The sequence below is a fragment of the Bradyrhizobium sp. BRP22 genome (assembly GCF_020194175.1).
Classification (GTDB): Bacteria; Pseudomonadota; Alphaproteobacteria; order Rhizobiales; family Xanthobacteraceae; genus Bradyrhizobium.
On record NZ_JADYVX010000038.1, the window covers coordinates 1 to 15,313 of the forward strand.

General features: G+C 62.6%; 11 protein-coding genes and 1 pseudogene. 8 read left to right on the top strand and 4 right to left on the bottom strand.

Going from position 1 to position 15,313, the window contains the following annotated elements:
* Nucleotides 1-90, top strand: a pseudogene (locus I6F35_RS32445) (IS5/IS1182 family transposase); the annotation flags it as partial.
* A gap of 96 nt (nucleotides 91-186) precedes the next feature.
* On the opposite strand, the gene I6F35_RS32450 reads toward I6F35_RS32445, so the two are convergent.
* Together I6F35_RS32450 and I6F35_RS32455 are read right to left on the bottom strand one after the other, a co-directional pair.
* A complete protein-coding gene (locus I6F35_RS32450; protein ID WP_225121712.1) occupies nucleotides 187-1,434 on the bottom strand; it encodes a multidrug effflux MFS transporter in 1,248 nt (415 codons plus the stop codon).
* A 329-nt stretch (nucleotides 1,435-1,763) separates the two neighbouring features.
* The gene (locus I6F35_RS32455) at nucleotides 1,764-3,500 is read right to left on the bottom strand and encodes an ABC transporter permease subunit (RefSeq protein ID WP_225121713.1); all 1,737 of its coding nucleotides are present in this window, start codon (nucleotides 3,498-3,500) and stop codon (nucleotides 1,764-1,766) included.
* Between the two features lie 307 nt (nucleotides 3,501-3,807).
* Here I6F35_RS32455 and I6F35_RS32460 point away from each other — a divergent pair, with 307 nt between their 5' ends.
* Nucleotides 3,808-5,151, top strand: coding sequence for an acyl-CoA dehydrogenase family protein (locus I6F35_RS32460; protein WP_225121714.1), 1,344 nt, complete (start codon nucleotides 3,808-3,810; stop codon nucleotides 5,149-5,151).
* On the opposite strand, the gene I6F35_RS32465 is transcribed toward I6F35_RS32460, so the two are convergent.
* On the bottom strand, nucleotides 5,115-5,744 hold the full coding sequence (locus I6F35_RS32465; RefSeq protein ID WP_225121715.1) for a transcriptional regulator: 630 nt from the start codon (nucleotides 5,742-5,744) through the stop codon (nucleotides 5,115-5,117). The two genes, I6F35_RS32460 and I6F35_RS32465, sit on opposite strands and share 37 nt — an antisense overlap.
* Before the next feature lie 253 nt (nucleotides 5,745-5,997).
* Here I6F35_RS32465 and I6F35_RS32470 point away from each other — a divergent pair, with 253 nt between their 5' ends.
* The 5 genes from I6F35_RS32470 to I6F35_RS32490 all read left to right on the top strand — a co-directional run bounded on the left by I6F35_RS32470 (nucleotide 5,998) and on the right by I6F35_RS32490 (nucleotide 13,115).
* Complete coding sequence (locus I6F35_RS32470; protein WP_225121716.1) at nucleotides 5,998-7,344, top strand: acyl-CoA dehydrogenase family protein; 1,347 nt, start codon at nucleotides 5,998-6,000, stop codon at nucleotides 7,342-7,344.
* A 940-nt stretch (nucleotides 7,345-8,284) separates the two neighbouring features.
* Nucleotides 8,285-9,208, top strand: a complete 924-nt coding sequence (locus tag I6F35_RS40645; RefSeq protein WP_225121717.1) for an AraC family transcriptional regulator — start codon at nucleotides 8,285-8,287, stop codon at nucleotides 9,206-9,208.
* 208 nt (nucleotides 9,209-9,416) lie between these two features.
* A complete protein-coding gene (locus tag I6F35_RS32480) occupies nucleotides 9,417-11,747 on the top strand; it encodes a TonB-dependent siderophore receptor (RefSeq protein ID WP_225121718.1) in 2,331 nt (776 codons plus the stop codon).
* 10 nt (nucleotides 11,748-11,757) lie between these two features.
* A complete protein-coding gene (locus tag I6F35_RS32485; RefSeq protein ID WP_225121719.1) occupies nucleotides 11,758-12,921 on the top strand; it encodes a PepSY-associated TM helix domain-containing protein in 1,164 nt (387 codons plus the stop codon).
* Between the two features lie 17 nt (nucleotides 12,922-12,938).
* A complete protein-coding gene (locus tag I6F35_RS32490; protein WP_225121720.1) occupies nucleotides 12,939-13,115 on the top strand; it encodes a hypothetical protein in 177 nt (58 codons plus the stop codon).
* A gap of 26 nt (nucleotides 13,116-13,141) precedes the next feature.
* Here I6F35_RS32490 and I6F35_RS32495 read toward each other — a convergent pair whose 3' ends face one another.
* On the bottom strand, nucleotides 13,142-14,473 hold the full coding sequence (locus tag I6F35_RS32495; protein WP_225121721.1) for a PLP-dependent aminotransferase family protein: 1,332 nt from the start codon (nucleotides 14,471-14,473) through the stop codon (nucleotides 13,142-13,144).
* A gap of 124 nt (nucleotides 14,474-14,597) precedes the next feature.
* Here I6F35_RS32495 and I6F35_RS32500 point away from each other — a divergent pair, with 124 nt between their 5' ends.
* On the top strand, nucleotides 14,598-15,056 hold the full coding sequence (locus I6F35_RS32500) for a DUF983 domain-containing protein (protein WP_225121722.1): 459 nt from the start codon (nucleotides 14,598-14,600) through the stop codon (nucleotides 15,054-15,056).
* The last annotated feature ends 257 nt before the right edge of the window (nucleotides 15,057-15,313 follow it).

The following is a 15,313-nucleotide window of genomic DNA, read 5'->3' on the forward strand; positions in this document are numbered from 1 at the left end:
AAAGACTTCGAAGGCTCTGCTGCCACTGAGCTCGCATGGCTGCTCATCGCCCATCTGAGGCTCCTAATTCGCCGCCTGGCCAGACCTTGAAGACGTCTTACGCTTTTTTGAGTCAGGCTCTGAGGAGCCCGCCAACGGCGGGCGTCTTGAAGGATGGGCCGCGAAGGAACCGACCACCCGGCGCAACTACATCGCCGCGTGATGCGGCCTGAACAGCCGGCCCTTTTCCGTCACCGCCGCGGCGGCAAGCGCGGCTACCGCGCACACGAAGAAGCCGGTCGTGAACGGCAGCAGCGTGCCGTCATAGCTCTGGCCGATCGCCATGCCGACGCCGATGCCGAGCAGCGTCGTGATCGATCCGTACAGCGATGACGCGGTGCCTGCGATGTGGCCATGCGGCTCCATGGCGAGCGCGGTGAAGTTCGCCATCATCAGGCCGAAGGTGAACATCATCAGTGCCGACAGCACCATGAACAACGGCAACGGCAGCATCTGCAGCTTCACCGCCGCCAGCATGACGGCGGCAACGAGCAGGAATCCGACCAGAGCGCCGTGCGAGATCACGCGCATGCCGAGGCGGCCGACGATGCGGGAGTTGAGGAAGCCGGCGATGGCGACGCCGGTCGCGATGGCAGCGAATGCGAGCGGGAAGTAGTGACCAAGCCGGTAGATGTCGGTGAACACCTGCTGCGACGAGAACACGAAGGCGAACATCGCGCCCCAGACGCCGCCGCAGGCCAGCGCGTAGCCCAGCGTCTGACGGTTGCTGATGGTCTGCCGGAAGGCGCCGAGCACCTCGCCAAGCCGAAGCGATTTCCGCATCTCCGCCGGCAGCGTTTCCGGCATGCGCAGCGCGCTCCACAGCAGCGCGATCACGCCGTACAGCATCAGCGCCACGAAAATGCCGCGCCACTGCGTCAGCAGCAGTATCGCCTGGCCGAACGATGGCGCGACCACGGGCACCGCGATGAAGACCATCATCGCGAGGGACATCACGCTCGCCATCCGCCTTCCGGCGTAGCAGTCGCGCACGATCGAGGTGGCAATGACGCGCGTCGCCGACGTGCCGAGACCCTGCAGCGCGCGGGCCAGCAGCAACGTCTCGAAGGATGGCGCCGCGATTGCAAGCAGGCTCGCGACGCCATAGACGGCCATGCCGCCGAGCAGCACCGGCCGGCGGCCGAAGCGATCCGACAACGGGCCCATGACGAACTGCCCGACGCCGAAACCGAGCAGGAACATCGATAGCACCATCTGCGGATGGTTGGCGTCGGCGATGTTGAATGCGGCGCCGATGCTCGGCAGCGCCGGCAGCATCATGTCCATGGCGAGCGGGTTCAGCGCCATGATCGATGCGATCGCAACCACGAATTCAGGAAAGCCCATCGGGCGGTGGCCTGACGATACCCAGGCCTCGGCATTGATTTCAGTCACGTAGTATCCTCTTGCGGAGGCGCAATCTATTCATCGTGCTGCAATGCACAACCCCGCGTTTCGGAATAAGGGACCGGCGGTTCCGGACTGGTTAGGCACACGAGGCGCAGTTTTAGGCAGTCGCGGCCGGCGAACACTTCCCTCTTCCGCTTGCGGGAGAGGTCGGCGCGTAGCGTCGGGCGAGGGCTGTCTCCATACGGGGAGTGTCGATTGCGGAGACATCCTCACCCCAGCCCTGTCCCGCAAGCGAGAGAGGGGGCGCAGCATCGGTTGCGGAGGCAACTCAACCTGATCTCACGATGCGTTGCCGCGCTTTGCCCAGAGGAAACTCAGCCGAGACGAAGCCGACGTTCGCCAAAGGCGTAGAGCTGCCGCCAGAGCAGGCGATTGAACAACGTCACCATCACGCACATGACGGCGATGCCGAGCACGACCTTCGGAAAATCGCCGGCCTCGGTCGCTCGCGCGATGTAGGAGCCGAGGCCGATGGCGGTCAGATGGGTGTCGCCCCAGCTCGCGACCTCCGCGACGATCGAGGCATTCCAGGATCCGCCCGATGCGGTGATCGCTCCCGTGACGTAATAGGGAAAGATGCCGGGCAGCATCACCTTCACCCACCAGCGCCATCCCTTCAGATGGAAGCTGCCGGCGGCCTCCCGCAGGTCGCTCGGGAATGCGGCGGCGCCTGCGATCACGTTGAACAGGATGTACCATTGCGTGCCGAGGATCATCAGCGGGCTGAGCCAGATGTTCGGGTTCAATCCGAAATGCACGATCAGCACGACGAACACCGGAAAGGCGAGGTTGGCCGGGAATGCCGCCAGGAACTGCGCGAGCGGCTGGATGCGCTCCGCAAGTTTCGGCCGCAGCCCGATCCAGACGCCGATCGGCACCCATATGATCGTTGCCAGCGCAATCAGCACGACGACGCGCGTCAGCGTGACGAATCCATATCCGATCGCGGTGGTCACGTCAGACCAGCCGAGCGTGGCGGACAGATATTGGTAGATCTTCCAGGCGGCGTAGCTCGTGATCGCGGCGACCATGGCCACCCATATGCCGTCGACGATGCGCGAGGGCTCGCCGCTCCTGGCGCGCGGCCACAGTGCCGCGGGCACGCTGATGCGCAGCGTTGAGATGGCCTTGTTGGCAGCGCCGAGCGGATAGGTCAACGCGCGCAGCGCCCGGGTGCGTCGGAACAGATCGAGCATCCAGGATGTCGGCGGCTCGCCGGACGCGGTCTGCTCAAAGCGGAATTTGTCGGCCCAGGCGACGATGGGACGAAACAAGAGCTGGTCGTAGGCGATGATGACGAGCAGCATGGTCACCAGCGCGTAGAGGATCGCCGGCAGGTTCTGCTCTTGGATGGCGAGCGCGACATAGGAGCCGACGCCGGGCAGGGTGACCGTCGTGTTGCCGACCGTGATTGCTTCGGATGCCACCACGAAGAACCAGCCGCCGGACATCGACATCATCGCGTTCCAGATCAGGCCCGGCATGGCGAACGGCACGTCCAGCCGCCAGAACCGCTGCCAGCCGGACAGGTGAAAGCTCTGCGTCGCTTCCTCGAGGTCCTTCGGCACGCTGCGCAGCGACTGGTACATGCTGAAGGTCATGTTCCAGGCCTGGCTGGTGAAGATCGCGAACACGCAGGCGAGTTCGGCGCCCAGCACCTGCCCCGGAAACAGGTTCATGAAGAACACGACCGTGAAGGTCAGGAAGCCGAGGATCGGCACCGACTGCAGGATGTCGAGCAGCGGGATCAGCACGATCTCCGCGCGCCGGCTCTTGGCGGCGAGCGTCGCATAAATGAAGGTGAAGACGGTCGAGCACACGATCGCCAGCAGCATCCGCATCGTGGTCCGCAGCGCATAGAGCGGGAGGTTGCGCGGATCGAGCGTAACAGGCGTATGCTCGAGCGCCGACAGCGGCGCGATCGTCTGCTGGCCGCCATAGACGATCAGCACCAGCGTGCCGATCAGAAGCAGCAGCGCCACCAGATCCCAGAGATTGGGCCGGAGCGAGTTCTGTCTGAGGACGGCGCTGCGAATATCCCGAAACGTCATGAGCCACCTCTGGTCAGAACTCGGCATGCGGGCGGGTCGGAGAGCATCGAGCCCGGACCGCGATCGGCGTTATAGGCAGGGTTCACGACGAACCGATAGTCCAGGCTGGTCGGGAGACGGCCTGACCCCTGGCGCGGCGGCCGTTTTTTGAATTTCGTGAGTTGTTTCAACGCGATTTGACCGGGCCTTTGGCGCAAGCCTGTCCTGGTGCCTAAAGGACAGCCTCCATTTGCCCACATCGAATCCACGCAAAATAACTTTAGGTATGTAAAACTGTTTTAAGTGTGGGACGAATGATGGAGGTGTGATGCCGATCGACTTCACGCTCACATCCTATCAGCGCCGGCTGCAGCGGATCGCGCGCGAGTTCGCCAACGAGATCCTTGCGCCGCTGGTGCGTGCGGCGGACGATGATCCGGACCCGCAGCGCGCATTCCAGTCGGTCAAGGGCGCCTATGTCGAGAGCTACAAGCTCGGCTTCGCGACCGGTTTCATTCCCAAGAAATATGGCGGCGGCGGGATCAGCAACCTCGATCTGCAGATCGTGGTCGAGGAGTTGACGGCGGTCGATCCCGGCTTTGCCACGATCCTCCTGGTCAACGGCCTGGCCTTGATGCCGCTGGTCTGGTTCGGCTCCGAGAAGCAGAAGCAGGCCTGGCTGCCGCGCGCGACCAGCGACCCGCGCGGCGAATACCTGGCCGGATGGACGGTGAGCGAGGCCGCAGGTGCGCCCGGTGGCACGGCCAATTTCGACGGTCCGGCGCAATATCCGGCGGGCATCGCGCTGACCGCGACGCACGATCGCAAGAACGGCGAATACGTCCTGAACGGCAGAAAATACTGGCCCGTCAACGCCGGCGGATGGGACCTGCAGGGAGCCGATGTCAATGTCTGCATCGTGCGGACCGAGCCGAAACAGGGCGGCTCGCGAGGACTGAGCGCGATCATCGTGCCGCGCGGCACGCCGGGCGTCAGCTATGAGCGCCCGATCGCCAAGCTCGGCCATCGCCTCTGCCAGAACAATTCGGTTGTCTTCGCCGATGTCCGCGTTGCGGAAGAGAACGCCTTTGCGATTGGTGACGGCGATCTCGTCATCAACAAGGCCTTCACCTGGTCGGGGCCGGTTGCCGCGATCGCAGCGGTCGGCGTCGCCCGGTCGGCGTATGAGTATGCGCTCGGCTGGGCGAAGAAATACACCGGCGGCGGTGACGTGCCGATCATCAACCATCAGATCGTGGCCTATACGCTGGCCGAGGTCGCCATGAAGATCGAGGCTGGCCGCGCCTTCGCCTGGAAGGCCGCGCATTATCACGACCTTCATGACGCCAACGGGCACGCGGTCGGGCCGATGGCAAAAGTGTTCTGCAGCGAGATGCTGTTCAGCGCCGTCTATCAGTCGATGAAGGTCGTCGGCGTCAACGCGCTGGATCGGACGCACCCGCTGGAGCGTTATCTGCGCGAAGCCGCGGTCTTTCCGCTCTATGACGCCGGCAATATCGGCATGCAGATGCGCAAGATCTGCACCGTGATGGCGCATGCCGATTTCGATCCGCGGGCGATCGCCAGTTGCTCCGCGACGCCGTTCGGAAAGATCGCGCCGCCGCCGGCGGACGTTCAGGTCGTCGGCAGGAACTTGAAGCGGCAGGCCTGACCGCCGCGCTGCATGCATTCCTGGTGCTCGATCGGCGCGCCCATCAGGCCGGACAGGAAGCCGAGGTCGAATTGGCAGACTTCGTTGTAGTCCTTGGACAGGTCGTGAAACACGCAGTTCTTGCATTCGATGCGGGGCAGCTTCTCGCCCTTGCCGGGCGAGATGACCCGCGCGGCGAAGCCCGTCTCGTTCATGATCCGGACGATCTCGACCACGCGTTCGACGCGGGTCTTGCCGACGAGACGGGGAATGGCCATCGCCGACATGTCGACGCCGAGTTCGTACATGTAGGCGCCGAACTTCGAGGCGCCGATCTTCTTGCGCAAGTTCTCGAACATGATCCGCGAGAACCAGGAATAGCGCTTGGGAAACAGGTCGATGCCGCTTTCGGTCAGCGTGTAGAGAAAGCGCGGCCGGCCTCCGCTTTTGGACGACGTGTGCTGCACGAAGCCGGAGCGCTCGAGCGCCGATAGATGCTGCTTCACGGCGCTGCGGGTGATCTCCGCCTTGACGGCGAGATCGTCGACGGTAAGGCCGCTCTTCGTTTCCAATAGCTGGGTCAGCAACTTCTGCTGGGTATCGCCGACGATCACTGCTGGTCCTCGCTGGTTCCGCACGAGATTTAGCCGAAGCAAACCATCAATGCTGCTCCAATTTCAATCGGAGCTTGCTCAATTGCAAGACATTCCGCCCCAGGATTAGGCGCTCTAGCCAGTTTAAACAGTTTTAACTGCCTAAACTATCTTCTTGTCGGTCCGCGCTTTGCAATCATGATCGAGAAGGTTTCGGGAGGCAGCGGCGCCGGGTCGTAATTCCGGGATCGATCGACAATCAATGGAGAGAGTCATGGGTATCGATTTCACGATGTCCGCAGAGCAGCGGAAGATTCAGAAGATGGCGCGGGACTTCGCGGAGGGCGTTCTTGCACCGGTGATCCCGGCTGCCGACAAGGAACCGGATCCGATGCTGGCCTATCAGAAGACCAAGGGCGCCTACGTCGAGGCCTACAAGGCCGGCATCGCCATGGCGATGCTGCCGAAGGAATATGGCGGCGGCGGGCTGTCCTGCCTCGATTTCGTGATCGCGGCAGAGGAGATCTGTGCCGTCGATCCCGGTTTCGCGTGCACCGTCCTCTGCAATGGACTCGGGCTGATGCCGGTCTCCTGGTATGGCTCGGAAGAGCAGAAGCGGCGCTTCATCGGCGCAGCTACGTCCGATCCGACCGGCACCTATCTGAGTGCGTGGACCGCGGGCGAGCCGCCGGGCGGCACCGGAGGCACGGCGAATTTCGACAGCCCGCAGGTGAAGGCGGGAATCGGCCTGACCGCCGTGCGTGACGGCGACTACTTCATCCTGAACGGAAAGAAGAAGTGGTCGTCGAGCGCGGGCTGGGACGGGCTCGGCACCAACAGCCAGTGCTGCATCATCCGCACCGACACCAGTGTCGGCGGAACGCAGGGGCTTTCGGCCATCGTCATCGAGCGCGGCACGCCGGGCATCACCTGGACGTTCCTCGACAAGGAAGGCCATCGCACCACCTCCAATGCCCTCGTGGTGTTCAAGGATGCGAAGGTGCCGGTGGACAATCTGCTGCCGGGCGCCAAGGGCAACGGCGATTTCGTGATCAACCGCAACTTCGCCTGGTCCGGTCCCGTGGCTGCGATCGCCGCGGTCGGCGTCGCCCGCGCCGCCTATGAGGACGCGATGACATTCCTCAAGAAGAATACGGCGGGATCGCTGACGCCGATCATCCGTTTCCAGAACGCCGGTTACATCATGGGCGATGTTGCGGCGAAGATCGAATCGGCGCGCTATTTCTCGTGGCGCGCGTCCGATTACCTTGACAAGCACTCGCAGCATGCCGAACTGATCGGCGCCATGTGCAAGATCAACGTCACCGAAACCATGTTCGAGTGCGTCTACAAATGCATGCAGGTGGTCGGCGTCAACAGCCTCTCGACCGAGTACAAGTTCGGCAAGTATCTGCGCGAGGCGTCCGTGCTGCCGATCTACGACGGTGGCAACATGGGCATGCAGCGTCGCCGCGTCCATGGCGTGATGGCCCATGAGAGCTTCAATCCCCGTGCGATCATGGACGACGACTTCGTCGAGTTCGAGAAGACCATGGAGGAGATCGGGACCGTCGCGGATCCCTTGATGAAGTCACGCGGCATCATGGAGGCCGCCGAATAGCGACGCATGCCGGGCCATCGTTACAGTGATCGGCCCGGCACGACATCTGCGGTCATTGCGAGCCACCGGGGCGGCGCGCCGGTAGCTCGCAATGACGATGTGGCTGGTTTGGGTGCGACATAACAACCCGACGGGCAAATCAGGACGAAAGTCTGTCCACCCCTCGCGCGAAAAATATTCCGCTTCCGTCGTCGGGCAAATCAGCACTATGACTCCGCGCGTCTCACGGCGGATGAGGGGCGGCTCGCGATCGTCACGAACGTTGCGGTGAGATGCGGTGGACGGGAGTGTTGCGACTGACGAGCGCAGCTATCCGCGGACGGCGAAGTCGTGTGGTTCTGGCGCCCCGACGCTGGCGCTAAGTTCGTAGAGATGATCTGCGGGCGACGGTGGCAAGAAAGCCCGGTCACCGGGAAGAGCACGAAGTAAGCCGTAAACCATCGTGCAGGGAAGGCCGGTGTGAATCGGTTGAACCTGTGGCCCTACCCCCGTGCTTTTTGCTGCACGGGGCCCACGGGTGCAACCAGCACCCGGCTTTCCCTGCGCCCTCACTTCAATGCGAGGGCGAAACGAGATGCAAAGCTCGGGCACATCATGCCGCGAGAACACGGACTCACATCCACTCCACCGTGATGCCCCGCCATCGGGCGGCGCTTTGCGCCGACCTGGTGGCGGACGATGACAGCGGAGCGCTATTTGACATTCGAATCAGATCCTCTCCCGTCGCCCCAGGATTCCCGCAAGATCGCGATGGCGCAGCGCAATCTCGAACGCGCGGGCTTGGGCATGATCATGGAAGCAGTTCTCCCTCATGGGTCGAGGCCACGCGTGGGTGCACCGTATGGGCGACACTTTCAAAACGTTCTAATTGCCTCGGCAACGATCGAAGGGCAGATAAACCTGTTGGGTTTGCGCTGGCTGGCTGCGGGCGAGGAGGGAAGTGACGCACATTTATCATCGCATCTTCGATCGATTCAGCATCCTCGACTCCGAGGGCGCATCCAGGTCGGATGATTTCGCGGGCACCGCGCGATGGCTCGAGTCTCCCGGCTGCCTGTTCCAGCGCAACAACTTCGTCCTTGACCGCAAGATCATGACCGAAGGCGTGATCAAGCCGGGCCTGTTCGTGACCATCGTGCTGAAGGGGTCGGGGCAGGGTGGCCCACGCCGATCCGCCAAGCGGTTCCGCTATTCGGAGAACTCGATCGTCGTGATGGCATTGCGCAAGCCCCTGCCTTGCACCGGCGAGGCGCCAAGCGGCGCGCATATGTTCGCCGCGGGCCTGGCGTTTCCCAAGGCATCGATCGATCGCCTCGATCTGCAGCGCGAGTTCCTTGAACTGTTTTCCTCGGCGGAATCGGATGAATTCGTGGTCACGCTCAAAGCGCCGCCGCGCATTCTGGCGATGGCGACGGAAATGCTGTCTCCGACGCTGGATGGGCGCGCGGAAGAGCTCCTGCTGTCCGCGCACGCCATGGAAATCCTCGCGCGGGTCATATCGATGGCAGGCAAGCGCGCCAGCATCGAGATGGCCGGCGATCACAAGCAGCGGCGGCTGCGCGCGATCCGCGACGCGATCGACGCGGATCTGCGGCGTCCGTGGAAGGTCTCGCAACTGGCGCGTGAGGCAGGCATCAGCCGCCGCTCTTTCAATACCCACTTCCGACGGGCGTTCGGCGTCAGCGCCTCCGACTATCTGCGGACGCGCCGGCTCGAATCGGCGCGCGATGCGATCATCGAGCAGGGCATATCGATCAATGAGGCGGCCTATCTCGCGGGCTACGGCAACCCCGCCAATTTTGCGACCGCGTTTCGCAAGCATTTTGGATATGCCCCCAGTCGCTGCCGCCAGCCGACGAATTAGAATAAGAACAATTCTATATTGGAGTTGGGCAGCATGTTCAGCCGCGTATGTAGCGGCGCTGATGCTGCGGCGGAATGTCTCGACGACCAATCTGGAGCTTGTCGACAACAGATCAAAGAATTTTTGCGCAACTGCAAAGGCGTAAGGTTGGTAATTCTTGCACTCATCCCCCTGACTTTGCGGGCGTTCCGCGACGGGGGATCAAGCGATGGACTTCAGGAGAAAGAGCGAGTGGGGACTCGCCCTTGTGACGATTTGCGGGTTTGCCGCGGCGGCATTCACGGACACACCGGCACTGGCGCAAAGCCCCTCCGGCGCGGCGACGCCGAGCAGCAACCTGCCGCCGGTCACGGTCGATGCGCCACGCCAGCAGCGCAGTCGCGTGGCTCCCGTGCGATCGACGCGCGCGGCGCGTTCGAGCCGCAACGTTGCACGCCGGACAGCGGCGCCGGTGACGCAGGAAGCAGGACTGCCGGGAGGAACGGAAGGACGGTCGACCGGTGAAAAGGGAACGGGTCCGGTGGTCGGCTATCTCGCCACGCAAAGCGTGACCGCGACCAAGACCGACACGCCGCTCCTGGAGACACCGCAGTCGATTTCGATCGTCACCCAGGATCAGATCTTCGCGCAGGGCGCCCAGAACGTCACTGAGGCCTTGCGCTACACGCCCGGTGTCACAGTGCAGAGCTTCGGCGCCAACGCCTTCTTCGACAACTTCAAGATCAGGGGCTTCGATGCGCCCAGATATCTGGATGGGCTGCGGCTGCCGCTGGATAACACCACCTTCGCCGTGCCGCGGATCGAGACCTATGGGCTCGAGCGGATCGAGGTGCTGAAAGGACCGTCGTCGGTGGTCTATGGCCAGTCCGAGCCGGGCGGTCTGCTCAACATGGTCAGCAAGCGGCCGACGGCGACGCCGCACTACTCGATCGAGGGTACGTTCGGTTCGTTCGAGCGCTTCCAGGGCGCGTTCGACCTGGGAGGTCCGATCGACAAGAATGGCGAGTTCCTCTACCGCATCGTCGGGCTCGCGCGCGACAGCAATACCCAGACCGACTTCGTGCAGGACAACAAGCTGTTCATCGCGCCGAGCTTCACCTGGGCTCCGACGGTGGACACCAGCATCACGCTGCTGTCGCAGTATCAAAAGGCCGACAACAGGGGCTACCAGCAATACGTCCCCGGCCAGGTGTCGTTCCTGCCCAACCCGAACGGCCACGTTCCATACAGCCGCTATCTCGGCATACCCGGCGCCGACGGATATAATCTCGAGCAATTCATGGTCGGCTATGCGCTCGAGCACCGCTTCGACAACAACCTGCAGTTCCGCCAGAACCTGCGCTACACCGACGTCACCAACGACCTCTCGTCGGTTCGCACGGAAGGCATGGCAACCGACCGTCTCGTCAATCGCAGCTATAATTACGTAAAGGCAAGCGCGGCCAACGTCACCGTCGACAACCAGTTGCAGGCCGACTTCCTGACCGGACCGCTCGCCCACAAGGTGCTGTTGGGCTTCGACTACTTCAATCTCTGGTCCCGCACCGACTACCGATCGGCCGGCATCGCTCCGATCGATGCCTACGCTCCGGTTTATAATACCGCGGCTCCGCCCTTCGCATCGCTGGCGCCGTTCATCCTGCGCGACGACAAGCTGAGCCAGGCCGGTCTCTATTTGCAGGACCAGATCAAGCTCGATCGCTGGACGTTGACGGTGAGCGGCCGCAATGATTGGGCTCACACGGATTTCAGGAGCTATGCAATCTTTCCGCTCGCCGGCAGCTATTCCCGCGACGACCGCGCGCAGACCGGACGCGTCGGCCTCAATTATCTCTTCGATTTCGGACTGGCCCCCTATGTGAGCTATGCGACGTCGTTCACGCCGAACCTCGGCGCGGATCTCGCCGGCAACTCGTTCAAGCCGACGACCGGCAACGGGACTGAAGCCGGCGTCAAGTTCATGCCGAACGGATCGAACCTGATGCTGACCGCGGCCGTGTTCGAGATCAACCAGCAGGACATCCTCACCGCAAGCCCGATCAACCCGCTGTTCAACGTGCAGACCGACGCCGTTCGCGTTCGCGGCTTCGAGTTTGAAGCGAAAGGCAACATCACCCGCGAACTCGAGATCGTCGGCGGCTATAGCCATCTCGATCCGAAGGTCACGGCAAGCATCGCCGGATATGCCGGCAAATACATGATGAACACCGCCCAGGACCAGGCGTCGCTCTGGGGCAAGTACACCTGGTACGATGGTCCGGTTGCGGGTCTCGGGCTCGGCTTCGGCGTGCGCTACGTCGGCGAGACCTACGGGGACAGCCGCAACACCTTCGTCATCCCATCGTATACGCTGTTCGATGCCGCCATCAGCTACGACTTCGCCTATCTGCGGCCGGACTGGAAGGGATTGATTGCGCAGGTCAACGTGACCAATCTGACCGACCACTTCTACGTGGCGTCGTGCTTGACGGGCTTGCCCTATTGTGGATTGGGGAATGGGCGTACGGTGCTCGGTACGTTGAAATATAGCTGGAACTAGGGAAGGCAAAGTGACGGCAGCGACCAGGTCCCTTCGGCGATGGGGGTTTGTCCATAAATGGACGAGCCTCATCTGCACGGTGTTCATGCTGCTCCTGTGCATCACGGGATTGCCGCTGATCTTTCACGAGGAGATCGACGACCTCCTGCACAGCCAGGTGAAGGCGGCGGAGGTGCCACCGGACACGCCGCTTGCCGATCTCGACCGACTGCTTGCCAATGCGATCGTCAACGCGCCGGGACAGGTGCCCCATTTCCTGATCTGGGATCGCGAGGATCCGAACGCCATGTTCGTCAGCGTCGGGCCTTCGATCACGTCAGATCCGAGCAAGAATCTGCTGATCCGGATGGATTCACATACTGGCGCCTATCTGGACGCGCCTGATGTTACCGGCCGTTTCACCTATATCATGCTGAAGCTGCACACCGACATGTTCGCAGGCCTGCCGGGCAAGCTCTTCCTTGGCCTGATGGGCATCCTGTTCTGTGTCGCCATCGTCTCGGGCATCGTCGTCTACGCTCCCTCGATGCGGAAGCTGAGCTTCGGCACCTATCGCGCGGGTCGGACGCGCGTGGTGCGCTGGCTGGACGTGCATAATCTCGCGGGAATACTGCTCGTCGCGTGGACACTGGTGGTCGGCTTCACCGGCGTCATCAACACGTGGGCCGACCTGGTCCTCAAGATGTGGCAGTATGGCCAGCTTGCCGAGATGACCGCGCAATATCGCGATCGCGCCCCGCCGACCAAGTTGACGTCCGTCAATGCGGCAGTTGAAGTGGCGGCCCATGCGGTGCCGGGGATGACGGCGAGCTTCGTCGCTTTCCCCGGCTCGATCTTCAGCAGCAAGAGCCACTACACCGTGTTCCTGCGTGGCAATACGCCGCTCACCTCGCGGCTGTTGAAGCCGGCCTTGATCGACGCCGAGACCGGCACGCTCACTGACAGCCGCGACATGCCCTGGTATGTCTCGACGCTGTTCATTTCCCAGCCGCTGCATTTCGGCGACTATGGCGGAATGCCGCTCAAGATCCTCTGGGCCGTGCTCGACGTGCTCACGATCATCATCCTCGTCACTGGCATCTATTTGTGGATGCGGCGGCGTAGGGCAGGGGTCAGCGTCGATCGCGTGATCGCGCGCTCCTCCGGCATCGAAAGTCCCGCATTGTCGTCCTGATGACGTCACGCAAATCCATGCATCGCACACTTCGGCAGATCTTTGTCGCGCCTTTGCTGGTCGCGATCGTCAGCACGCTGGGCCTCGTCTGCGCGCTCGTGGGTGATGGCTGGTGGGATGCCCTCTCGTGGGTGACCCTGGCGGTCCCGGTCGTTCTCTACTCGCTGTTCATCTGGTGGCGAAAGCCGAATTGAGCAGCTCAACGCAGCGGCTCAGCGCTTCAGACGACCTGCGTCTGCATGACCGATAATTTCATCGCTGCGGCGAGCACCTGCAGGGCCTGGCTGACATCGGCACGATTGCGCGCCGCGCCGAGCGAGACGCGGATCCCGCGTGGCGGTTTGTCGATGACGGCAAACGCATCTTCGCCGACAACGGCCAGCCCGTGCCGCAGCAGATGCGAAAGCAGGTCCATTCGATTCCACGCAGGCGGAATCTCCAGCCAGAGGTGATGGCTGGTGGGACGGGATGCGAAAGGGATGCCCTTCAGGATGCGGCTCGCCAGTAGCTGTCGTCCTTTGGCTTCGTTGCGAACCGCCTCGATGATTTCGTCGGCAATACCGTTTCGAATCCAATAGGTGACCAGGGCGACCATCAGCGGAGGCGACATCTGCATCGTCGCCTGCAATCCCCCGCGCATGGTCTGTGCGGCCGTGGAGTCGGGTGCCAGCAGATAGGCGACGCGCAATCCCGGCGCGATGCATTTCGACATGCTGGCGGCGAAATAGGTCCGCTCGGGAATCAGGTTCGCGATCGGGGAAATCGATGGCTCCAGCGGACCGTAGACGTCGTCCTCGATCAGGAAGGTCCCGGCGTGGCGAATGATTTCGGCGATGGCCTTGCGGCGCGCCGGGCTCGCCGTCGCGGTCGTCGGGTTCTGCTGCGTCGGCACCAGATAGATGGCCTTCGGCTTGTGCCTGCGGCATGCATCCTTGAGCGCATCCGGCCGCACGCCCTGGTCGTCCATGGGCAAGCCGATCAGGCGAACGCCCAATCGGGCCGCTGCCGTCTTCAAGCCGGGATAGGTGAGGGACTCTGTCAGCACGACATCGCCGGGCGACGTCAAAGCGAGAAGCGCATTGAACACGATGGCCTGTGATCCCGGAAAGATCACCAGGCGCTCGGCGCTCGCGTCCGGCATGCGATGACGTAGCCAATTTGCGGCGGTCTCGAGTTCGAGTTCGCTGCCGCCTGGTCTCGAATAGGTCAGGAATGCGCCAAAGCCGCTTTCTCGGCGAATGGTGTCCAACCCCTGCGCGATCCGAAGATCCAGATTGGCTTCCACGGGCTGCGGCGGAAGGTTCATCGAGAGATCGATCGTGACTTGGGCGGGCGCCTGCGACGGTGAGCGCACCGTCGTCTCCGAAACGAATGTTCCCTGACCGACCCTGGCTTCCAAGAGGCCGCGCCGGCGCGCTTCGCCATAGGCGCGGGTGACGGTAGTGAGATCGATGCCGAGTTCGGTCGCGAGCGCGCGGTGTGTCGGCAGCCTTTGTCCGCGGACAAGTCGGCCGCTCTCGATATCGGCGGTCAGCGCATCGACGATGCGCATGAACAACGGGCCTTGCCATTCGGAAAGTGTAGGGACCCAATCCATACAATAGGCCTATTTGTCTTTGATTGTATCCATACATTCTCGTACTGTATGGACATGCCTCAGGTCAAGGAATTCAGCCATGACACAGCCAGTTTCGCTTGCCCAAGCCGCGTGGCGCGGCTTCACCATGCGATGCCCCAATTGCGGGAAGGGTCATCTCTTCCGCCGCTTCCTGAAGGTCGTGGATCACTGCGAAGTCTGCGGCGAGGACTACACGCCCCAGCGTGCCGATGACTTTCCCGCCTACCTCGTTATCGTCGTCGTCGGCCATGTGATCGTGCCGGCATTGCTCGCCGTCGAGATGGCTTACGCACCCCCGGCATGGCTGCAGCTTGCGATATGGCTGCCCTTGACGCTGTTCTCGTCGCTCGCGCTGCTGCAGCCGACGAAAGGCGCGATCGTCGGCCTGCAATGGCAGACCGGAATGCACGACTTCGCGGAATCGAAGAACCGCAGGTCCGCCAGTTCCGGCAAGTCCACCACCAAGTCCACCAATTCGACCAACACCACGTCGCTGAAGAACCACGCGCTGGTCTGAGCTCTGTTCGGAGTGGCGTCCGGAAAGTTCCGTGAGCCATCCTCACACAATGAGCCGCGATCAAGATCGCGGGTTGAGGTTGGCGCAGCCATCGTGCTGACAATTTGAAGATTCATTATGAATAGCGCGCGCTCACGTTGCCACGTGACCGGCGGCGTCCGTTCTGTGGCTTGTTGAAGGCAAGTCTCTTCGCCATCAAACAGAACCATCTTGCTTCGCACGCGTTGGCTTGTTGCGTCGCACAGGCGCCGTAATTT

Coding starts and splice junctions, on each gene's coding strand:
- I6F35_RS32460 (WP_225121714.1), top strand. CDS start 3,808: ATGCCGATCGACTTCACGCTCACATCCTATCAGCGCCGGCTGCAGCGG.
- I6F35_RS32490 (WP_225121720.1), top strand. CDS start 12,939: ATGCATCGCACACTTCGGCAGATCTTTGTCGCGCCTTTGCTGGTCGCG.
- I6F35_RS32455 (WP_225121713.1), bottom strand. CDS start 3,500: ATGACGTTTCGGGATATTCGCAGCGCCGTCCTCAGACAGAACTCGCTC.
- I6F35_RS32495 (WP_225121721.1), bottom strand. CDS start 14,473: ATGCGCATCGTCGATGCGCTGACCGCCGATATCGAGAGCGGCCGACTT.
- I6F35_RS32480 (WP_225121718.1), top strand. CDS start 9,417: ATGGACTTCAGGAGAAAGAGCGAGTGGGGACTCGCCCTTGTGACGATT.
- I6F35_RS32470 (WP_225121716.1), top strand. CDS start 5,998: ATGGGTATCGATTTCACGATGTCCGCAGAGCAGCGGAAGATTCAGAAG.
- I6F35_RS32500 (WP_225121722.1), top strand. CDS start 14,598: ATGACACAGCCAGTTTCGCTTGCCCAAGCCGCGTGGCGCGGCTTCACC.